The following is a 21,244-nucleotide window of genomic DNA, read 5'->3' on the forward strand; positions in this document are numbered from 1 at the left end:
AGATTAAGCCGAGAAAACTACCAATACCCCAATATCCATCATCAATCATCCCAAACTAACTTCCCCAATCATTGCAGAACCTGTTGGTCGGCCAAAGAATTTTTCGCTTCACCTTAGAGGTCAACCAGGAGCTTACATAACAGGTATTTCATGAATCCGGATAGTGATGATTTTATGAATTTGTATGAACCCCCATTTTATGATATCCAAGGGTAAATTAAATATGAGGAAAAATAAAAAATGAAAAAACAATCCCGATACCCAAAGCCCTGTATCACAACATTTAAACATAAGGAAATCATTACCCTTACTGCGTTTTGGCTCATATTCTTCTGCGGCCTGTCTTTTTCATATACTGCAGAGGCCGGTCAAAGTATTCCTCAGGCAATAAAAAAGTTTGCCAAAAATAAAAAACGCATGAGAATTGCGGTTCTTGATTTTGCCAATACCTCGGGCGAAAAGACCCGGTTTGACGGCTATATCGCAGATACAATTGTAAGCGAGTTAAGCAAGTATTCATTGACGCTCTTAGAAAGGAAGAGACTTAAAATGCTCTTAAAAGAGCATGCCCTTTCCCAATCCGGTGTAATTGATTCCAAAAAGGCCCTTAAGATGGGTATGCTGCTGCCTCTAGATGCGATTGTATCGGGTTCATATACTCATATGGGTCACAGTGTGGTTATAAACGGCAGGTTTATTCATGTTGGATCAGGTGAAATTTTGTATGCGTTTACTGCATCAATAAAAACTCAAATTGAAAAACAACCAAAAGATAAAGAGAAACCGACATGCGAGCCCATTTGGCAACCGGTGAATCAGTCATTGAAAAACTTGAAAGACAAGAAGGCGATCAATTATGCTGTTGATTGCGCCACAGGGATTCCCTTTGAAGGTGAATGCGGAAAGATTCATTACCAGGTGATGTCTACCTTTATCCGGTTCAATATATTTCCTCAAAAATATAATAAATTTTTAATTGACACCCTGATATCTATAAATGATCCCTCAAATGACGAACGAACGAGGGCGATCGCAAGGTTTTTATCAGCAGACAAAACGGTGGACAATGCAGAGTGGAAAGCCATGCTGACCGCTCTTAAGAAAATGAATGATTATGCCCTGCATATCCATCTTTCATCCATGTTAAACCATAAGTATGAGAAAAAGAGCAAAGTCAGAAAAAGGATCGATGAAATCATCAAGCTGACAAAAGCAAAAAAGATAGGCCGACCTTTGTCGTTTACCAAAGAAAAGATGTTTTTTTCCCTCCTTTCCGGTTTAAACGTATATCACCGGAAGAATATGGCCCATTGTGTATATATGTTTGAAAAATATCAAGCGCTGATTCCTCATAATGACAAATATAGTAAAAAAGCCGCCAAACTTTTAAACATAATTTATCTGGTGGACAATGACAGGGATATACAAAAAAAAGCACTGAAAAATTTAATACGTTTTTATCAAAATCGTGAAAAATCCGAACTGTTGGCCACCAGAATAACTGAGACCATACGCAGTATAGAATCGAAGATAGATGACCGGTATGAGCAAGATGAAAACAAAAAAAGAAATTATAAAAATGATCTCAAAACAATAAACAAGTCCCTACCGGATATGATATGTATGTCTGTTGCGGCAGCCAGGAAAAAAGGATTCCGCTCACAGGTAGAGGACCGTATCGAATACATACTAAAATATAATATCCCATGCGAACATGCCCCCTCTATCAGGGACCTTGAAAATGATATGCGATCCGGCGATTGGGACAGGAAGCTTAAGGCTATCGAACTCCTTTCGAAAATAGGAACCGCGGCAAAACCAGCCGAGCAGACCGTCATCAAATATCTTGGCCAGCAGGGTTTTGGTCGTAAAGGCGGCAGGCTGCGCCGTTTTTGCGCGGTTACCCTGGGAAACATAAAAACCACTGACCCCAAAGGGATTACCCTTTTAATCGAATCGTTTCCCGACTATAATAACGGCGTGTCCCATGAGGCCAAGGAAACCATTAAAAAGATAAATGTGGCGGCCCTGCCATATCTAATAAAAGGACTTGCGCACGAACACCACGCAGTCCGCTATGGGTGTGCGGAAGCACTGGGCAATCTCGGCCGTGAAGCTGAACAAGCGGTTGAAGAATTGAAGAAAATTGCCCAAAAAGATGACAACCCTTATGTACGCAAGCAGGCGAAAGGGGCTGTTCAAATGATAGAGAACAGTTTTTAGCTATCTGTTTAAATATTCGGCTGCTTTATCTGGCCTTTGTGTCTGCTTTTAAAATCATTTTTTCTTTGGTGTCCGATACTGTTTGCCGTAAACATATTCCGTTTTAAATGATAAAAAACTCAGAAGAAAGAACAAACGGAACATATTTATTAGAAACAAACAGTCGTTTTTCAATCCTAGCTCGGTTCGACCAGGGAATCGCCTATTACCCCGTTTCCAGACTTAACAATCTTTTCTATAAAGGAAGGTACGGCAGCTATCTCGCTTCAATTAGATTTGAGATAGCCCCAAGAAACAGAATCCCACGGCGGTGTTGATCGTCTCTGCCTGTATGGGTTTAACTAAGAAGATAGGGGGCGTTTAACATACCGATCTCATTTGTTAAGTCTGGAAACGGGGTAATAGGCGATTCCCTGGTCAAACTTTAGGTTTCATGTTTCGTTGTGCCCAGTCGGGCAAGAAAATTTGTGGAAACAGTATACAAGAAATGAAGCTAAGATGCCAAAATAGACTGCGCAAGAAAGTATAAAGGGTGTTTTCCGAACCAGACACGGCCCCTTTTGTCACTTACTTCCTTGCGCAACTTTTTGAAGTGGTTAAAAAACCACCAATGAAAGGAGGGAAGATGAAAAAAGATGTAAGCTGTGGGCGGCCCCTCTCCAAGGACCGCCCCTATGCGAAAAAAGCAGTGCGTTCTCCGACACACTGAAAATTAATCTAAAGCAAACTTTGTGCCAAACTATCAAGATTGATTGATAATCCAAAATAACAGGCAGTTAAGAAAATCTTACCTGGAAAGCAGAACCATTCTACCCTCTTTTTTTGTGAAAAATATTTCAGAAAAAATATGAAAAGTTTTTCACAAAGCAATGCCGACAGCGAATACCCTAGGACAACGTATTTTTAAAATAATACTGCCGTTGAAACCGGTCCGGGAATTAAAAATCTTTCTTGTGCCAACATAAACGGGTTTTGATTTTATCACTGGCTTGAGTGAAAGACATCTTGAGGGAACTTCCTGTTTTTTTGGGTAAATCAGGAGGGAACAAGATTGTTCCGTCTGTAATAACGTATAGAGTCCGTGGTGTATATGGCCAAAGCGGTCCAGATGAACACAAAGGTCCACACCTGAGCCATGGAAAACGGCTCATTAAATGCAAAAATCGCTAAAAGGAACATACCGCTTGGAGCGATATACTGCAGCAGCCCTACTGTGGAAAGTAGAATACGTCTTGCGCCCAATGTAAAAAAAAGCAGTGGAACAGCGGTAACCAAAGAGGCGCCCATCAACAGCAAATCCGTTCCATGGCTCACCCGAAATATAGATCCCATCCCCTTTACATCCAAGTATACCAGGTAAATTGTAGCGGGAAAGGAAAGCACCATAGTTTCAACGGTTAGCCCCACCACCGAACTCACCGCAACGACCTTACGGATCAAACCATAAAAGCCGAATGTTAAGGCCAGAGTGATAGAAATCCAGGGAAAAACACCATGGTGAACGGTAAGATATAAAACACCGACACCGGCCAATACCACCGCCAGAATTTGAGGTTGCCTCAAACGTTCCTTTAAAAATATGACTCCCAAAACAACGTTTACCAGCGGGTTGATATAATATCCGAGACTTGCCTGTATAAGATGGTCGTTATTAACCGCCCATATGTACAGTAACCAGTTGCAGCCCACCAAAACCCCCGTTGCCGAAAGAATAAGCAGCATGCGTCGATTTTTCACCATATCAGTGAACTCTTGCCAGCGACGCTGTAAAATGACTAAAGGCATCAGAAATACAAAAGACCACACAACCCGGTGCAATATGATTTCCAAAGCAGGTACCGCTCCAAGCGCTTTCCAATAAAAAGGGCTGAGACCCCATATTAAAAATGCAGAGGAGGCATAAAAGGTACCTAAAACCGGCTCGGTCCTTGATGATGAATGAGCAGGTGGCATACTATTTTAAGGCTCCGTATAGATCTTTGCTTTATATAAGCGCCGGACAAAACACATCATATATCAGCAAATCTTGTGACACATTAAAAATTTTATGTTTCTTGCCTTTTGGCACCCGTACAATGACTCCGGGTTCCAGTGAAAAACTCCCTGTCCCATCCACCCACATCACCGCTTTTCCCTGCAACAGATAGAGGATATCATCCTGCTCCTCATGGATATGTTGGGGGACTTCCTTTCCCGCTGGAACATTAACCAGCATACAGGTCACGTTCAACCCATGTTCTTTCTGCGAAATCAAAGGCTTGATCATAATTCCTTGTGCCGAAGGGTGGGGTATCCAGGAAATCTTTTCCGCTGATCGACAAATTTCCATTTGAATCCTCCTTTATTTTTAAAAGGGTTCTCTTTCTGCTTTTCCCGTTTTGCCTGCCTCTTTTACATTACGGATTCAGCCGACCTATTTTTGACGATTTACTATTTTTTCCGGTGTCCAATACTAGTTCAAGCTGTATCACCCCGGTTCCCGCCTTAGGCCGCATTGTCTCCAGATGATGCCTTGTCGGCAATCGCCAGCAATTCAGCAATATTCCCTCCGAAGACTTTGGCCTTGTCATTTGCGGCGTAACCTGCCCGGTCGAGCAATCCATCGATCAGCAGGATTTCCTCCCCCGGGTCGAACCATGGCCAGTCCGTACCGAACATAATGCGATCCGGGCCATGGACCCGCAGGAGTTGGATAAATTCAGTCTCTTTTAGGGTGTGGGCGGCGTTGGAGGTATCAAGGTAAAGATTATCTGCTGGCGGCAGGCAGCGGATGATCTTTTCAAACGGTGCGGTTAACCCACCCATGTGGGCCCCGACAAATGTGATCCCCGAAAACTTCCGTACCAACTGGTTGATTTGCACCGGATCAGTGGTATATCGCGGATCGGTACCGAAATAGGCGGCTGCCTTAAAAAAGGTATCGAGCACCACAAAGAAGTGATCACTGTGGTTTCGGTTGAAAGACTCGATCTGAGCAAACATCGTCATTGTATGAGGGGCATCCAGCATAAATCCCTGGGAAAAAGAACAAAGCTTGATGGCCCGAATACCGGCGGCGTGCAGGGTGGTCATTTCGGCCTGAAGATCTTTGCATTCCGGGTGCAGCGTTCCCGCCGTATGTAAATAACCACATCCAGCTGCGGTGGCCATGGCGGTACGGTTGACTGCTGAAACCCCATCCGCACTGGCGGTGGGCAGCATCAGTGCGGCATGAACCCCTGCTCGGTCCAAGGCGGTCTCCAGGACTGCAGTTCCGATTCTTTGGCTTGCCTCACCGGCTTGAAGGTGCAGCTGGGCGACCATCTCAGGTTTGGCGGAAACATTTTCAATCACCTTTGGCGTAAAAAGATGTACATGTGCATCTATAATCATAAATAAATATCATCCGGCGTGTATGTCGCGCCTCAAAATACTCAGTCCACTTATAAACGAATGCTTCAGAAATTCCTACATCGCTTGGGTTATTCTTTATTATCCGTATCCGGTATGCCCAAAAAATAGAGCAACCCGGAAATATTGTCGCTGGTGATCACACCGTCACTGAAATCCTTTAAGATTTCTTTGGGATTGAAACCGATGGCTAAACCGGCATTACTGAACATAAAGCGGTCGTTTGAGCCATCGCCAACGGCAACGATCTGATCGGCGTCAATGCCCTCAATATCGGCGATTTGTTTCAGTAACTCGCCTTTTTTTTCCGCATCAATGATTTCTCCTTTTATTTTCCCTGTAACAACACCGTTTTCTATTTCAAGCTCATTGGCAAAAACGTAGTCCAGGTTAAGGAGCTTTTTAAGGTAGTCGGTAAAGAAACTAAACCCTCCTGAAATTACAGCGATCTTATATCCCATAAATCTAAGGGTTGAAATCAATTCCTCCGCCCCTGGTGTAAGTTTGATTGTGTTGCTCAACAATTCAAGCTTTTTTACAGGCAGTCCTTTTAGCAGTTTGACTCTCTCCTTCAAAGACTCTTGAAAATCCATGGCGCCGTTCATTGCCCTGTTGGTAATTTCTTTAACAACCTGATCCACACCGGCGGTCTTGGCCAGTTCATCAATCACTTCCTGCTGGATAATGGTACTGTCACAATCAAAAACAATGACACGCTTGGGCCTGGAAAAGACATTGTCGTTCCGCAGGGAAAAATCGAGTCCCAGTTCTTCGGTATGTCTGTACAATATCTTGCGAAGGGACTGGGTATGGGGTAAATCGCAAGTGTCAATGGTCATGTCTATGGCGATGTATTCACCACGGGCAATCATCTTGATCTGTTCTATGTTGATTGAGTTTTCAGATAGAATGCCTGAAATGGAAGCGACAATTCCTGGGCGATCACGGCCCATAAAGGTTAGTACCATTAACTTCTTGTTGGACTTACGGCGTCCGGCCACATATTTTTCGGTACGCAAGCCCAAATCAAAATGGGTGCTCACAGATTCAAGAGCCTGAACCATATCTTCATAGCTATATTTAGAAGTAACCAAATCCACCACCAGAAACATGGAAAAATGGCCCCTGACCGCTCGCGCATCAGCGTCCACGATATTGATGTTCAAATCGGCCAGAACGTTCGTCAATGAATGGACCAGGCCGGGTTTGTCTTTTCCCACCGCAGATATAACATAAAGAGAGCTCATCATTAATCCTTTAATATCATATAGTTATAAATTATTATACAAAATTAGAAGCGGTTATACCACATTTCACTTTAAAAGCAAATATTTCGAACGTCGCTGAAGCCCGGCTAACAAAAGCGAAGTAACAGTGCGGAAAGCAATAAGGAATTCATCCCGGCGGGAATAATAATTTTATATCAAAATATATTAAAGTGGTATTATAACCCCACAACGCAATTTGCCAGCTTTATTTAGCAACAGCCTCTTTTTGTGTCATGCGATATTGTTGCGAGTTGCGGGTTATAAAGGAAGGATTGTTTCCTATTAACAACTCGCAACACGCAACTCGTAACCCGCAACACTTACGGGATAGGCAAACAAATAAGTTAAAAAACACGTATGATGACTATCGATAAATGTCGTTGTCGGGGTAAACGCTGATTGATTTTTCTTCGCCAACGTTCCTGCCCTGAAAAAAAGGCGTCAACGGAAAAGGGTAAAATATTAAGCTCTTCTATCCCAGCTTGATTCTTTGTCACCAAAGCGAACTTATTGTTTGTCTCTACGTAAACTTTACCACCCAATATCTTTTTTTCAGTTTTTCCCTTTATTTTTCATGGCCTTATTCTCTGTCTGCAGTTCGTTGAGGAGATGTCCCAGAGGCCAATTTTGTGAAACAGGGGTCAGGGTGGCCCAAATTTGACTGGCAAACCCTGCCTCCCGATAGGCCGTCAGTAGACGATGCAACTCATTTTGGGTCAATCCGGACATGATCACAGCTCTCGGCATGTCTGAGGCGCCCGCAAATCCGGCTTTACTTTCATCGGTCAGCATATCACCGACGCTTTCTTCAAGATCATTTGAGGAAGCAAAAACGACCCGGGTATCTGATAGGCCGACCTGATCAACCAGGTTGAGAAAATCATTCCATGCTTCTTCAGGATAGCCGCAAACCAGCAATCCTTTGGGTCCGTACATGCGCTTATTCGATTTCCCTACCTTGGTAAACTGCTCTTTGTGCTTCAAGTTTTTATCTTACCTTTCCGTCCAGCTGGTTGTTGTTTTTCCTTTTATTCGTTTCTTATGAATGCCTTTATCGCCTCTTTGCAGCTTGGTCAACCCACCTATAGAATTTGCTCTTTGGTATGGGTGTATCCATCCATGACTGGTCAGGCCCTGGATCCTGGATAACTTCCTCGACCGGCTTGAGACGTGACAGGGGCTTTGAACTGACATATCCTTTGGCCGTCACCCATCGAACCTGTCGGGCTTTTTGTATGGCTCGGATGATGAGGTTGGTCATCTGACAATCACCAAGGCAGTAGTCCATTACTTTCTGCCAATTTCCTGCACGCCATTCCTTTGGTGCGTCTGCACCGTCCATGAGTTTTTGTTGTGAAATACCCATCGCTTGTGCCACATTCCCCAGGCTGACGGGAAAACCGGCCTGGTTGAAGAACTGAAACATGGGATCGTAACTCTTCAACGCGATACGGGCAGCGAGGGCCATATCATCGGCCTGATGTCCGATCCATTTCAGGTCGAAACCCAAGCCGTTCCACGCGCAGACCATGAATCCCTTCCGCTGCATCTCGTCAAGATACTCCAAAAGTTCATGTGCCCGCTTCGGCGTCAAATTTAACACCGGGCGACCTTCCTCATCCTCGGAATACCACACCCGCTCTTCTCCGGCATGGATTGCCGTTGCTGCCACCGAAATATGAAACGGCGCATACGTCTCCATGTCCTCATGTTGGCCCAGCTTGAAGACATCCGAAATTTCTATGTCAAAACTCAGCAAATTCATACTTCACTCTGGTTTTGTATAAGTGTTGAGATGGGATATTTAGTTAAGATCAGTCTGTTCTTTGTTTGCCATCTATTTGCGTTCGTTTCCTATTTTGCCCACTTTTTAATTTCATACGTTCGTTCCAGGTATCTTAATAGCTTATCCTGGACTTTCTTAAACACGGTCTTTTCAGCATAATTTCCCTGTTTATCCGGTTTCCCGGCCGGTATACCGGTTAATATCTCGATTCCTTCCTCAACAGTTGCCACCTGGTAGATGTGAAATTTCTTCTTTTTTACCGCATCAATCACTTCTTTTTTAAGCATGAGATTCTTTACATTGGCAACAGGAATGATCACCCCTTGTTTGCCGGTAAGTCCTTTGGTATTGCAAACGTCAAAAAATCCTTCGATCTTTTCATTCACACCGCCGATGGCTTGAATCATTCCCTTCTGGTTAACCGAACCGGTAACGGCAATCCCCTGATGGATGGGAATATCCGACAAACTGGAAAGAATGGCATACAGTTCGGTGGAAGATGCGCTGTCACCGTCAATACCCCCATAACTCTGCTCGAAGGTGATGCTGATGGAAAGACTCAAAGGATAATTCTGGGCAAAAGTCCGACCTAAAAAACCCGAAAGGATCAACATCCCTTTATCATGGGTTTTCCCGCTTAGCTTGGATTCCCGCTCAATATTAATAATACCCGCCTTGCCCATATAGGTTTCTGCGGTTATCCTTGATGGGCGACCAAATGCATTTTCCCCGATTTGGTACACAGCCAGGGCGTTCACCTGCCCCACGATATCATTTTTTACATCAATGAGTATGGTCTCATCTTTATAAGACTCATGAACCTTTTCTTCATACAGATTGTGTCTGAATTTATGTTCATTAAGGACTTTCTCCACATATTTTTCTGAAATAGTCCGGGCATTCTTTCCCCTCGCCCAATAGTCGGCCTCCTTTAATATTCCATGAATCTTTCCAAATCTTAAGGAAAGCTTATCTTTATGTGAAATTTGCTTTTCTCCGTATTCCACAATAGCAGCCACGCCTTTGGGCGATAGCGGAAGCAGGTTTTCTTCTGCACAGGTGCGGGCAACAAATTGGGCATATTGTTGGACCGTATTGTCGTTTCGTTCAACCTCATAATCAAAATCCGCCCGGACCTTAAAGATTTTATTGAATTTGGAATCGTGGTTTTGCAGCTTCTCAAACAGGTGATAGCTGCCGATTAATATGACTTTCACCTCCAAGGATATAGGCTCGGGACGGAGAGAAGAGGCACCCATTCCCATCCCCGATGCCAAATCTTCGATGAAAAGAAGCTTGTTCTGCAGTGCTCTTTTCAAGGCTTCCCACACATACGGGTTCATGAGGACGGACTCAATTTCCATGATCAGATAGCCACCGTTGGCCTTTAGCAGAGAACCGGCCTGAACCATGGTATAGTCGGTCATCAGGGTTCCCATATAGGCTCTTTTCTCAATGTGGCCGAAAACGTTATTATAGGTGGGGTTTGCTTCAAAAATAACCGGAGCGCCTTTTTGTTGTTTGTGATCGACCAGAACGTTGATCCGATATTCTTGAAAAGTGGGTTTGGAAGACTTTGAGAACAAACTTTCCCCTTTGTCCTTTTTGGAGTTGATAAAATCATTCACATTTTCCACAATATCTTCCTGAACCTCATTTAAATAATTTAAAATATCATGGCTGTCTTTGTAGCGATTTCTTAATATATCCATGTGGTTTTTCACCACAAACAGTGCCATTTCCTCCATTAATTTACTAATTTGTTTTCGCAGGTTATGGTTCAGCTTGTTGTTTTCCCTCAGAGTGGATTCGATCTCTGTTTGCAGTGAATGAATGTTTTTATTTATTTCAGTCCGCTTCTCCTCGGACAGTGCCTGAAAGGCCTCGGGCGACATCGGCTTTCCATCCACCAGCGGGATCGTTTGAAAGCCTGTTTGGGTTTTATTAATCATTAAATATTTTTCTGCCGCTGATTGATCCAGCTGTTGAAATAGTTGCTGTTGTTTTTTTGAATATTTTTCTTTGATTTCAGCGGTCTTTTCCTGGAATGACTCGTCTGTAAAGGCCTTCGGAAGCTCCACTTTGAGGTCATTAATCAACCGGTCGATCTGCTTTTTAAATAGATTCGCTTTGCCCGAGGGAACCGAAATTGTTTTGGGGCAAAATTCGTCTTTAAAATTATTCACCATGCACCAGTCATCCGGCGTCGGGCGCTTTTTAGCGTGCTGATTGACGATGTACTTGATAATGGTTGATTTCCCGGTACCTTCAACTCCCGAAACAAAGACATTATAACCCGGACTGTTCATGTTTAAGCCAAATTCAATGGCGCGAACCGCCCTCTCCTGCCCGATCACACCATCTAAGGGTGAAACCTGTCCCGTGTTTTTAAACTTAAATTGCGCCGGATTACATATTGACCTGAGTTTGGACGGGGGAAGTTCATACTCTTTTACCATGTGACTATCTCCTTTTGAGGCAATGACCATCAAGATGATGCCATGCTGATTTCACCATTTAACACGTTTTGTCCCATTCAAATCCTTGTTTTTTATTCCTCTTCCGCTAATCTCCTATAAAGATTACAGCTCGCATAAGAGTTCAGATTGGATCTTTCGTTAAGGAATCGCATACCTTCCTATTATAAATATTGCTAAATAATCCGGTAAAGCAAAGGGATTATGCCTGAAAGACTATGGCAGAAATCGGCAAGAACGTAAAGAACATATTCAACAAAACCAGCTTTTAATTGACAGAAAAGCTGTGGGCAAAGCACCGCATGATTCCGGTAAAGATGCTTTATATAGTGTCAGTTTCCGGACGTGGTTGAGCAATGAAAATATGCTTTTGGGTTATCTGAATCAGATTATAGACTTTTGAGAAAAAGAAATTGCTACCATAAGACTTTCATGAGTCAAATGCAAAGCTGAACTTTCTATTCCTCTTCTTTTCTGGTTACCGTATCAACAAATTTATCAATTTTGCGATACCTCGGTAGTCGTTTTTTCTATAACGCATGGGGGACTGCTCGCAAATGTGCAGTGGCACGATTTTTTGAGGCAAAATCCTTAAAGACTCTTTCAACGGCATCTTCAGAAATTTCCAGCACATTAGCCACATCAGTTATGGGTATATCGTGCTCCCATGCATAAAGGAGATAATCCAGCTTGGCAAATGGAATTCTGAAAAAAAACTCCTGATCGCTCACAGGAAGACTAAACGTATCCGGACTGGGTTGACGATTAATAATTTCCGGAGTGACTTCGAGATAGTCGGCCAATTGATATATTTGATTTTTGTAAAGATGGGTGAGTGGTTCAATATCAGTGCCCCCATCACCGTATTTGCAGAAATCTCCTAATATAAACTCTGTACGGTTGGTGGTTCCCACAACCAGAAGATTCCGTCGTTCCGCTTCAGCATAAAGATGCAACATTCGAGCTCTGATTTTTATATTTGCAAATGAGGTAATCGTACGAAATTCATCCAAATTCAACCGCTTTTTCTTTATTTCTCCATCAGGCATTTGAACTTGAAGATTATAAAAATTAAAGCTATCTCGTTCCAGCAGATCAATCGGAAGCGCTATATTGTACTTATAACCAGGTTTATACTCTGGAATCAGTTTCTGCATAAACTCGTCCCGCCATTTATAATGAGCCACGCTATCCACCGTGGGTGTAATGTTAATCTGACGATGTTCTATACCCAAAGCCTGGGCATGTTTTATGGCATATTCACTGCTGATTGGATTGGTCTCCGTTTCAGGCAGAACAAGTCCCACCACTCTTTCTTTTCCTATCGCATGCACTGCAACCGCTGCGATACAGGCGGAATCAATGCCACCACTCAATCCAACGATGACTCCTTTTCTACGAAATACAACGTTCATCTGCTCCACTATAAACTTTGAAAGTGTCTCTAATTGTTGCGCAGGATCAATTTTTAAAACATCAAGGTTGAAAATCATCGGAAACCTCCTGGCTGAATTTTGAAGGTATGCTTATGAGGTTAAAAGATTATGGCAGAAATCATAAAAGACGTAAAGAATATATTCATTAAAGCGGATTTTTATAGTGGTTGTCAAAAAAACGTTCCGCTATCGAATCGTTTTTTTCTACAACCACTTATACCGCAATTCTATATTTCGGAACATATTTATGGCAAGCGGTTTAATCACTGGATTGGAAGTAAGAAAGGTAAAGCATGATGGCTGTGTCGGAACTTCCCATATCAAATATTTCCTTTCACCGATCAATATTGTTTCCTTCTTTTTGCTAAAGCGTGAAACCTAAAAAAGCAGGTTAAAAATCCCACCCGTATCCAATATTGTCAAAATATTGACTACCAATGCTTTTAATCCGGCGAGACCGACACCAACGTTGAACGATATAACTAATTGATTTCAAAATATTTAAATTTGTTTGGGCCTATTGAAATCTTCGTTGGCATAAAAATTGCGATTCTACAAAAAACAATAAAGACAAATTTTTTTCAACAATATCGTTTTTTGTCTAAAGTTTTTTTTTGACTTCCCGATAGGCTTATTAGAGGTCAACCATGATAGCAGAAGAAAAAACTATGTCTGTGCCTCAAGCAGCGTCCCTTTGCGGGGTTACACGAACAACGGTAAATCATTGGATAAAAACTAAAAAGCTGCATGCAGACAGATCAGGGAGAAACTACTCGGTTCCGGTCAAGGACTTGTTCCTTTTCCTCAAATCAACCGAAAGGACGATTCCTTTTGAGCTGGAAAGTGACCATTGGGTCCCGGTGTTTAAAACCTATCGACGATGCTGGGACTATTGGAAGGGCACAGGTCATGGCGATGGATGCAATGACTGTGTGGTCTTGAAGAATCAATTGAAAGTCTGTTTCACCGCAAAAAATAGCATCAGAGTACATTGCTCTACCAGTTGTAATGAATGTTCTTATTATCAGGACATTTGCCTTCCGAGGATTCAATTTATTCATCAATTCGAATTACCCGCAGCCGTTTGCCAAGGGCTTTTCTTCTGGGGTGTGAACAGAAAATGGTCAAAGATCTGCCAGATGCCGCTGAAGCACTTCCCAGGAACCGGCATTGAGCGTATCATTGATCAGGATTCCTTAGAGGCGGTTATTTCCCTTATAAAGAAACTTAGAGTTGAAGAACATGTTCAACCGATAAATAGAGTTTATTTTAAAAAAGGAATTAAAGATAAGTTGGAGGTTATCCTTTCTTTTTTTCCTTTAAATGAGCCTCGGGGAACATTCCTCATGCTGGCTGAACCTCAGGGTTTAATCACAAAATATGAACAATTTAAATTAGGGCAAAACACAGCAAAGGAGGTGTAAAGATCTTTCTTGATATTGACCGGGTTTTAGAAGAAATCGCGGCCCGGGAAAAAGCAGTGTGATTGAATGGATAGAGAATGGGATTCTATTTAAGAAACCTTTAATCGTTCACTTATAACAAACAGGAGACTGTAAAATGAAAAAATGGGTAAAGGGTTTAAGTATTGTGGTTATGTCGGTGTTCTTTTGTATTTCTTTTTGTGCTTATGCAACAGCCAATCATAAAATCGGCGTGCTTGCAAAACGGGGCGCTCCCAAATGTATGAAGCAATGGGGCGCGACTGCTGCATATCTGACGGAAAAATTGGGAACAAAGTTCACTATTATTCCCCTTAAATTTGTCGCCATCGAACCGGCGATAAAATCCGGGAAAATTGATTTTCTGTTGGCCAATTCTGCTTTTTTCGTTGAGATGGAAAAGAAATACAGTATTTCTCCCATTGCCACCCTGATTAATTCCAGGAAAGGAAAAGCCTTAGATAAGTTTGGTGGTGTTATTTTTACGCTAAAGGACAGCCCCGTACAGGAGCTTTCCGGGGTTAAGGGAAAGAAGTTTATGTGCGTCAAGCGTTCATCTTTTGGCGGGGCACACATGGCCTGGCGCCTTCTTATGGAAAACGGTATTGACCCGGAAAAGGACTGCGCTGCTTTTTTGGAAGGGAAAAAGCATGACAATGTCGTACTGGCAGTTAAAAATAATACAGTTGATGTTGGAACAGTAAGGAGCGACACCCTTGAGAGGATGGAGGATGAAGGAAAAATCAAGGTGAGCGATTTTAGGATTGTTCATCAGGTCCAGGACGATTTTCCCTTTGTTCACAGCACGTCTTTATACCCGGAGTGGCCCATGGCCGCCTGCGCAAATACAGATAAAGGATTGGCACAAAAGGTGGCTGGCGCTCTGACCGGTATACAGCAAGACTCGGTCGCTGCCAAATCTGCCAAGATTGTGGGATGGTCCAAGCCTGCTGATTATACAGAGGTGACGGAATGTCTCAAGGCAATCAAGTATGGCGTTTTTGGAGGAAATTAATCATGCCGAAAAAATTAGGAATTACCATCAAATTTATCTCGATTATTTCTGTAGCAACACTCATATTGCTGACCATCATTGCTTTTACAATGGTCATTACTGCCGGAAATTCCCAATCTGTACAGGCCGAAGCTTTCATCAGCCTGCTAAAGTCTGAGCAGGGCCATGAAGAAAAATTGCTACGAAATGCGCTTTTACAAAAAGGAGAATCGGTTACCACCTTACTGGCCCACAACGGAGCCGGGTTGATTATCGGCTATGATTTCGATACCCTTGGCCAATTGGCCAAGCACGGAGCCAAAGATGCGGATGTCACATTTGTAACCTTTTTGGATGCTAACGGAAAACCCATTACAAAAAGGGAGAATCACGACAAAGACATCAAAACCATCAAAAAAAAAGTTGTGTTTGAAAATGAAACCGTTGGTTTTGTGGAAATCGGTTTGAATTTTGCTTCAGTTGAAAAGAATATGGCTGCAGTGTCGCGCCGTATTGAAAAATTGATGCAGGAAACGGAAAAGGCAAAGACCGAAGCCGTTAAGTCCATCGAGTATCGAATGGCCATTTTTACAGCTGTGGGGCTCGTGCTTCTTTGCGGGATCATCTACTGGACGCTGGCCCGGATCATAATCAAACCGGTAAACCGTATCGTTGAGGGGCTAAATATCGGTGCGAACCAGGTGGCATTTAGTTCAGAGCAGATATCATCTTATAGCCAGTCACAGGCTGAGGGTTCTTCGGAGCAGGCTTCATCCATAGAAGAAACCTCTTCCTCACTGGAAGAGATATCCTCCATGACCAAACAGAATGCGGACAATGCCAACCAGGCGGATAACCTGATGAACGACGCCAATCAGTCCGTCGGCCAGGCCAACAATGCCATGGACCAGCTGACCACCTCCATGAAAGATATTTCCAAAGCGAGTGAAGAGACATCAAAGATCATCAAGACCATTGATGAGATTGCCTTTCAGACCAACCTGCTGGCATTGAATGCGGCAGTGGAAGCGGCCAGAGCCGGTGAAGCAGGTGCCGGATTTGCGGTGGTGGCTGAAGAAGTACGCAATCTTGCCATGCGCAGTGCCGATGCGGCCAAGGACACCGCTGAACTGATCGAAGGCACGGTCAAGAAGGTAAATACCGGTTCGGAACTGGTCGATAAGGCCAACGATATTTTCAGCCAAGTGGCACAGAGTGCCTCCAAGGTGGGCGAACTGGTCGGCGAAATTGCCGCCGCTTCCACCGAGCAGGCCCAGGGGATCGAACAGGTCAATGTGGCGGTCACTGAAATGGATAAGGTGGTGCAGGCGAATGCAGCCGGTGCGGAAGAAACCGCATCCGCGTCTGAAGAGATGAACGCCAAGGCAGAAGAAATGAAGGGGTTTGTGGGAAACCTGGTGACACTTGTTACCGGAAGCTCAAACGGAAAAAGATCTTATACAGATTCAGCTAAACCAGCAAAAAAGGTTCCGAGTGGAAAAAAGGCAAAGGTTGCTCAACCGGTTTCTGAAGCAGGCAAAGCGTTAAAAAAGATGGTGGCTCACCAGGCAAACGAAGTGAGTCCGCAGCAGGTCATCCCCCTGGATGATGATTTTAAGGACTTTTAGTTTGGGCTCACCGCCCATAGAAGAGTCGAGACTTCCGGGATGCCCCTGATAATATAGCAGTCACACAGACAGGGCCGCATATTATTAGGGGCATTTCACTACCACGGAATGTCCCTAACCTTTAACTCAAGCTGTTTACAATATATCCCCTCAGGAAAAATCTTTAGCAGTCATTTTGCGGCCGACACCGCTTTTGATAAACCGGTTGCCATATACTTCTGCAAAGATTTTTTGCGCCTCCCCACCCGAGCAATGCGACGGAGCCACATGTCTGACACCCAACTCCTTGAGCCGTAAGGCTTTCCTGCGAATACTTGAGGCACTATCCATCAAAAGATGAAATCCTCCAACCACCAGAAGGACATCTTTACTCGTTATCATTTTCGCACGTTCCACCATCTCAATCACGCCCGGGTGTGCGCATCCGGTGATAATGATCGACCCTTTATTGGTGAGAATGACAAGGGAATGTTCATTTCTTATAAAGTTTTTCAGTTCACCGGTGGACAGACAATTTTTTGATATGATACGTGGCTGACGGACTTCAGTAAGATTCGCGCCGGTTTTTTTCACCGCCTTTTTAAAGCCTGAAGGAAAAGACTTTACCAGGGAAACATTGATTTTATTACGGATGCCAAGCAATTTCATGGTTCCGCCGATATGATCCGGATGATAGTGCGAGATAACCAGTTCGTCAATACGATGCGGGTCGATTTTCAGCTCGGACAGGTTGGACATCAAAAGATTGTCGTACCGGCCGGCGTCAAAGAGAATGGTCTTATCCAGACCTTCCACCAGACAGGAAAATCCCCAATCTTTTTGCAACCCTTTTCTATAGGGAACATTATCATAGACCACGGTCAGTTTTATGTTACCGATATCCGCCTTTTTTGTACTTTGCATTAGCTGGACAACCACGCCCGCATCCAGTTCCTGATTTGAACATCCGGATACGAAGCTCGGGAAAAGGGAGCAGGTGGCCGTACCCAATAAAAGCCGCCCTCCCTTTTTAATCGCCTCACGACGAGTAATTGGTTTCATGTTACACCTCCAATGACACATATGATAAAAATTTAAGTCGAAAGAACACGAACCCCTATCATGTCAACTCGCCCCAACCGTGACTACCCCTTAAGACCTTCCTGCGCCTTGGGGAATCTTATAATGTAATGGCATACCATCTCTTCCAGCAAAATACTACAAAGCTTGCTGCAAAATATCGTAAAGCTCATTTTCTGTCAATCGTACTGGATTCCCCTGCATGCTGCTTGCTCTTTGAGATTTTTTAATGATATCCGAAAAATCTTTTTCATCTATACCATATTCCGACAAAGGAGTCATTTTTAATTGGTTACAAAGGTTGTGAGTCCATCTTATACCGTCCGACGCCACGGCCTGGGGATTACCGATTATGATTCGGGCTATTTCGTCATAACGTGCCAGCGCTGGGGATGTCGGTAAACGATTTCTCAGTGCCGAAATGTTCGCTGAAATGACATATGGCAGAAGTCTTCCGCAAACAGCACCGTGGGGCGATGTAAACATTCCACCGAGAGGCCCGGCAATTCCATGCACTGCTCCCAGCTTGGCGTTCGCTAGCGCAAGCCCACCACATAGACTTGCGAGACACATGTCTTCTCTGGCTTTGATATCGCTGCCATCCCTGTAAGCTCGCTCCAAAGCTCCGGCAGCTCGCCGTAAACCTTCGCGGCAGATTCCATCCGTTAGGGGGGTTGCATCCGTGGATACGAAAGCTTCAAGAACCTGGGTATAAGCGTCTAAACCGGTATGTGCGGTTATTGATGGGGGCATTGAATAGGTGAGTTCAGGATCAATTATGGCTATTAGCGGTAACATCGAAGGACTACGCATGCTTACTTTGACTTTGTGTTCCGAGGACATCAATACCGAATTGCGTGTAACTTCAGCTCCGGTTCCAGCTGTAGTAGGAATAGCAATATAGGGAACTGATGGATTTACTAATTTATTACCCTTGCCAATTACTTCAAGATATTCAAACAGTTCTCCCTCATTAGTCAAAAGTGCGGCAATGACTTTTCCGGTATCTAAAACACTCCCACCACCAATACCAACCACACATCTACAACCTGCTTCCCGAGCTCTGTTCACTCCTGCATTGACCTTGTCAACTGTAGGTTCAGTATCTACCTGGATCGTTATAAAATCTATTTTTTCTCCTTCCAGTTGTTTGGTAACCGGTTCAGCCCGAATAAGATTTTTGCCGGTAATCACACATATATTTTGATTGCATGTTGGAATAGCTGATAAAATTTCATTCACTTTTCCAGCACCAAAAATGATTCGGTCTACAGTTGCAAACTCGAATTTCATAATTACCCTCTATTGCCTCGCAAAGAAGATCAACTGTGCACATCTATTTAAAATCAGGCATACCCTTAGTATAGAATATTTTCAGGCTAACCAATAGCGCAAAGGAGATGTGTCACAAGACTGAAAGATTATGTCAGAGATCATAATAAACGTAAAGAATATATTTATTAAAGCAAGTTTTTTAATAGCTGGAGTAGATGTAGCAAGGCAAATCATAATGCCTATATCGATATTATAGAAGGTGTCAGGTTAAACGGCTCAGGAAACCCCAACATGCCAACTTATAAACTGAGTGCCCCCAACCTTGGTCCCACCCCTGATTTTATTAAAAACACTCGACAACCGGTTAATTTTGGTCTAAGGCAAAAGCTAAAAAGGATATTTATAAAGGACTCATAAAGGAGATCATATCTATGCTGTTTCATATGCCGGCAAGACTCTATTTTGGGTCAGGGGAAATTGTAAATGTTAAATTAATCGTTGATGAATATTTAAAAGCGGATAATCCCGTGCTTGTCACCGATAAAGGAGTTGTGGCATGCGGCTTGCTGGAAAAGGTGGTGTCACCGTTTCCCGGGATCAAAATATTTGATGAAATTGAGGCAAACCCGAAATCCGATACCATTAACAAAATCGCCGGAGAAATACGTGAAATAGGTCCTGATTTGATCATTGGACTGGGAGGCGGAAGTCCCCTTGATGCAGGGAAAGCGTTGGCCCTGCTTGCAGTAAATGATGGCAACATTGAGGCCTATGAAGGAAAACAAAAGTACAACAATGATCCCCTCCCATTTCTGGCCATCCCCACCACCTGTGGCACCGGTAGTGAGGTCACCTGGGTCTCGGTGATTACGGATGTGAATAGAAAATTTAAAATGAGTATCAAGGGACCTGAAATGTATCCTGCCGCCTCCATTGTGGATCCGGATTTGATTAAAACTCTGCCGCCATCCATGATTGCCTCCACAGGTCTGGATGCGTTGACTCATGCGGTTGAAGCCTTTCTGTCAAAACCAGCCACAGTTATTACCGACACCCATGCCATCCAAGCGGTTAAATTGATCCTGGGGTCCATTGAAGACGCATACTTGGATATTGAAAACAATCACACCGATCGTGAAAACCTTATGCTTGGCTCAACCATTGCCGGATTTGCCTTTGGCAACTCTGATGTAACAGCGGTTCACTGTATTTCCGAATCCATCGGGGCGCTGTATGATATTCCACATGGGGTGGCCAACTCAATTTTTTTACCCCATGTCCTGGCCTACAATCTACCCGATTGCTTGGAAAAAATGGCAGCACTGGCAAGGCAGGCCGGTATTACCCAAACGGATGACATAAAAGCGTCAAGGGCTTTTATCCAATTGATAGTGGATTTGTCCAACCGACTGAAGATTCCTTTGTTTAAAGATTTAAAGATTGGAAAAGAACAGTTTGAAAAGATTGCAAGCATGTCGTTGGAAAATAATTCCACGCCTTCAAATCCAAGAGTGCTTGGGAAGAAGGATTACCTTAACATACTGGTTAACGCATATGAAAATAAATAAAATGATGGAGTGCGGCTGTGGATTTTAACCCCTGCATGAAGCACCAGTTGATACGTAAATCCGAAAATATTCCTTTCATTTGGAGTCAGCGGTGCCCTTCAGCATACCGCAGCCCTGGCTGATGCCCATTTTATCATTGCCGTCAATAAAAATCCCAATGCCACCATGATGAAGATGCCAGACGTTGCCATTGTTGCTGATGCAAATCAGGTCTGCCTTGGCATCATCAAAGCCATAAAAGAAAAAATCAGGGATTGAGCCTTTTCCCCGGCATAAATGACTATCACAATAAAAACAGCCTCCTCTCCACTTATGATCCCCGCTATTTCCGATCCCCCTCAACAAAACTTCTGAGAATCTGAATATTTTCACCTATGTCATGTGATCTGACTTTATAGTGGTTGTCAAAAAAACGTTTTGTTATCGAAACGGTTTTTTCTACAACCACTTATACCGCAATTCCATATTTCGGTACATATTTATGGCAAGCGGTATAAATACCAACACCCTCCTGTCAGGGTTAAAGATGAGCACCCAAATACATTTGTTATCGTGCACCAAAAAATATTGATGTATAACTAATTACAGAGCTAAACCCCCAGCTAAGCTGGGGAGAATGGCAAAAGCTATGCTGAGTATTTAAAAAATGCTCCTTTTGGATTAAAGGTAACAGCGCTGATTCTGTGACCAAAATCCAA

General features: G+C 43.5%; 16 protein-coding genes. 5 read left to right on the forward strand and 11 right to left on the reverse strand.

The genetic code is table 11. The features are described 5' to 3' along the window. The first annotated feature begins 240 nt into the window (after window positions 1–240). Window positions 241–2,223 (forward strand): FlgO family outer membrane protein, encoded by a 1,983-nt coding sequence (locus SWH54_16325; protein MDY6792831.1) that lies wholly within the window; start codon window positions 241–243, stop codon window positions 2,221–2,223. 1,035 nt (window positions 2,224–3,258) lie between these two features. Here the strand turns inward: SWH54_16325 and rarD are convergent. From rarD to nadE, 8 genes are all read right to left on the reverse strand, one after another. Beyond that, window positions 3,259–4,176 carry an EamA family transporter RarD gene (rarD, locus tag SWH54_16330; protein MDY6792832.1) on the reverse strand — a complete coding sequence of 306 codons (918 nt, stop codon included), beginning with the start codon at window positions 4,174–4,176 and terminating at the stop codon, window positions 3,259–3,261. A gap of 31 nt (window positions 4,177–4,207) precedes the next feature. Beyond that, window positions 4,208–4,552: a cupin domain-containing protein gene (locus SWH54_16335; protein ID MDY6792833.1), complete on the reverse strand. Its 345-nt coding sequence runs from the start codon at window positions 4,550–4,552 to the stop codon at window positions 4,208–4,210. Between the two features lie 155 nt (window positions 4,553–4,707). After that, window positions 4,708–5,595, reverse strand: coding sequence for an amidohydrolase family protein (locus tag SWH54_16340; protein MDY6792834.1), 888 nt, complete (start codon window positions 5,593–5,595; stop codon window positions 4,708–4,710). A gap of 89 nt (window positions 5,596–5,684) precedes the next feature. After that, complete coding sequence (gene serB, locus SWH54_16345; GenBank protein ID MDY6792835.1) at window positions 5,685–6,863, reverse strand: phosphoserine phosphatase SerB; 1,179 nt, start codon at window positions 6,861–6,863, stop codon at window positions 5,685–5,687. A gap of 570 nt (window positions 6,864–7,433) precedes the next feature. After that, on the reverse strand, window positions 7,434–7,865 hold the full coding sequence (locus tag SWH54_16350) for a DUF3783 domain-containing protein (protein MDY6792836.1): 432 nt from the start codon (window positions 7,863–7,865) through the stop codon (window positions 7,434–7,436). A gap of 67 nt (window positions 7,866–7,932) precedes the next feature. Further along, entirely contained in the window at window positions 7,933–8,646 is a 714-nt protein-coding gene (locus tag SWH54_16355) for a ribonuclease H-like domain-containing protein (GenBank protein ID MDY6792837.1), read from the reverse strand. Window positions 8,647–8,735: 89 nt separating this feature from the next. Beyond that, window positions 8,736–11,126, reverse strand: a complete 2,391-nt coding sequence (locus SWH54_16360) for an AAA family ATPase (GenBank protein MDY6792838.1) — start codon at window positions 11,124–11,126, stop codon at window positions 8,736–8,738. A 548-nt stretch (window positions 11,127–11,674) separates the two neighbouring features. After that, window positions 11,675–12,637, reverse strand: coding sequence for an NAD(+) synthase (gene nadE / locus SWH54_16365; GenBank protein ID MDY6792839.1), 963 nt, complete (start codon window positions 12,635–12,637; stop codon window positions 11,675–11,677). Between the two features lie 590 nt (window positions 12,638–13,227). Between nadE and SWH54_16370 the strand changes: the two genes are divergently transcribed. The 3 genes from SWH54_16370 to SWH54_16380 all read left to right on the forward strand — a co-directional run bounded on the left by SWH54_16370 (window position 13,228) and on the right by SWH54_16380 (window position 16,644). Beyond that, window positions 13,228–14,004: a helix-turn-helix domain-containing protein gene (locus SWH54_16370; protein MDY6792840.1), complete on the forward strand. Its 777-nt coding sequence runs from the start codon at window positions 13,228–13,230 to the stop codon at window positions 14,002–14,004. A gap of 136 nt (window positions 14,005–14,140) precedes the next feature. Continuing rightward, on the forward strand, window positions 14,141–15,037 hold the full coding sequence (locus SWH54_16375) for a phosphate/phosphite/phosphonate ABC transporter substrate-binding protein (protein MDY6792841.1): 897 nt from the start codon (window positions 14,141–14,143) through the stop codon (window positions 15,035–15,037). 2 nt (window positions 15,038–15,039) lie between these two features. Continuing rightward, on the forward strand, window positions 15,040–16,644 hold the full coding sequence (locus tag SWH54_16380; GenBank protein MDY6792842.1) for a methyl-accepting chemotaxis protein: 1,605 nt from the start codon (window positions 15,040–15,042) through the stop codon (window positions 16,642–16,644). 150 nt (window positions 16,645–16,794) lie between these two features. Here SWH54_16380 and SWH54_16385 read toward each other — a convergent pair whose 3' ends face one another. Both SWH54_16385 and SWH54_16390 read right to left on the reverse strand, forming a co-directional pair. Further along, on the reverse strand, window positions 16,795–17,685 hold the full coding sequence (locus SWH54_16385; protein MDY6792843.1) for an MBL fold metallo-hydrolase: 891 nt from the start codon (window positions 17,683–17,685) through the stop codon (window positions 16,795–16,797). A gap of 156 nt (window positions 17,686–17,841) precedes the next feature. Further along, window positions 17,842–18,996 (reverse strand): iron-containing alcohol dehydrogenase, encoded by a 1,155-nt coding sequence (locus SWH54_16390; protein ID MDY6792844.1) that lies wholly within the window; start codon window positions 18,994–18,996, stop codon window positions 17,842–17,844. Window positions 18,997–19,409: 413 nt separating this feature from the next. Between SWH54_16390 and SWH54_16395 the strand changes: the two genes are divergently transcribed. Beyond that, the gene (locus SWH54_16395) at window positions 19,410–20,546 is read left to right on the forward strand and encodes an iron-containing alcohol dehydrogenase (protein ID MDY6792845.1); all 1,137 of its coding nucleotides are present in this window, start codon (window positions 19,410–19,412) and stop codon (window positions 20,544–20,546) included. A gap of 75 nt (window positions 20,547–20,621) precedes the next feature. Here the strand turns inward: SWH54_16395 and SWH54_16400 are convergent, their stop codons facing one another. Beyond that, a complete protein-coding gene (locus tag SWH54_16400) occupies window positions 20,622–20,918 on the reverse strand; it encodes a hypothetical protein (GenBank protein MDY6792846.1) in 297 nt (98 codons plus the stop codon). Between the last annotated feature and the right edge of the window lie 326 nt (window positions 20,919–21,244).

Source organism: Thermodesulfobacteriota bacterium (assembly GCA_034189135.1).
In the GTDB taxonomy this organism is placed as follows: Bacteria; Desulfobacterota; Desulfobacteria; order Desulfobacterales; family JAUWMJ01; genus JAUWMJ01.

What these genes read in the sequence shown, in the direction of transcription:
- SWH54_16325 (MDY6792831.1), top strand. Translation starts at nt 241, where the DNA reads ATGAAAAAACAATCCCGATACCCAAAGCCCTGTATCACAACATTTAAA.
- rarD (MDY6792832.1), bottom strand. Translation starts at nt 4,176, where the DNA reads ATGCCACCTGCTCATTCATCATCAAGGACCGAGCCGGTTTTAGGTACC.
- SWH54_16335 (MDY6792833.1), bottom strand. Translation starts at nt 4,552, where the DNA reads ATGGAAATTTGTCGATCAGCGGAAAAGATTTCCTGGATACCCCACCCT.
- SWH54_16340 (MDY6792834.1), bottom strand. Translation starts at nt 5,595, where the DNA reads ATGATTATAGATGCACATGTACATCTTTTTACGCCAAAGGTGATTGAA.
- serB (MDY6792835.1), bottom strand. Translation starts at nt 6,863, where the DNA reads ATGATGAGCTCTCTTTATGTTATATCTGCGGTGGGAAAAGACAAACCC.
- SWH54_16355 (MDY6792837.1), bottom strand. Translation starts at nt 8,646, where the DNA reads ATGAATTTGCTGAGTTTTGACATAGAAATTTCGGATGTCTTCAAGCTG.
- SWH54_16360 (MDY6792838.1), bottom strand. Translation starts at nt 11,126, where the DNA reads ATGGTAAAAGAGTATGAACTTCCCCCGTCCAAACTCAGGTCAATATGT.
- nadE (MDY6792839.1), bottom strand. Translation starts at nt 12,637, where the DNA reads ATGATTTTCAACCTTGATGTTTTAAAAATTGATCCTGCGCAACAATTA.
- SWH54_16370 (MDY6792840.1), top strand. Translation starts at nt 13,228, where the DNA reads ATGATAGCAGAAGAAAAAACTATGTCTGTGCCTCAAGCAGCGTCCCTT.
- SWH54_16375 (MDY6792841.1), top strand. Translation starts at nt 14,141, where the DNA reads ATGAAAAAATGGGTAAAGGGTTTAAGTATTGTGGTTATGTCGGTGTTC.
- SWH54_16380 (MDY6792842.1), top strand. Translation starts at nt 15,040, where the DNA reads ATGCCGAAAAAATTAGGAATTACCATCAAATTTATCTCGATTATTTCT.
- SWH54_16385 (MDY6792843.1), bottom strand. Translation starts at nt 17,685, where the DNA reads ATGAAACCAATTACTCGTCGTGAGGCGATTAAAAAGGGAGGGCGGCTT.
- SWH54_16390 (MDY6792844.1), bottom strand. Translation starts at nt 18,996, where the DNA reads ATGAAATTCGAGTTTGCAACTGTAGACCGAATCATTTTTGGTGCTGGA.
- SWH54_16395 (MDY6792845.1), top strand. Translation starts at nt 19,410, where the DNA reads ATGCTGTTTCATATGCCGGCAAGACTCTATTTTGGGTCAGGGGAAATT.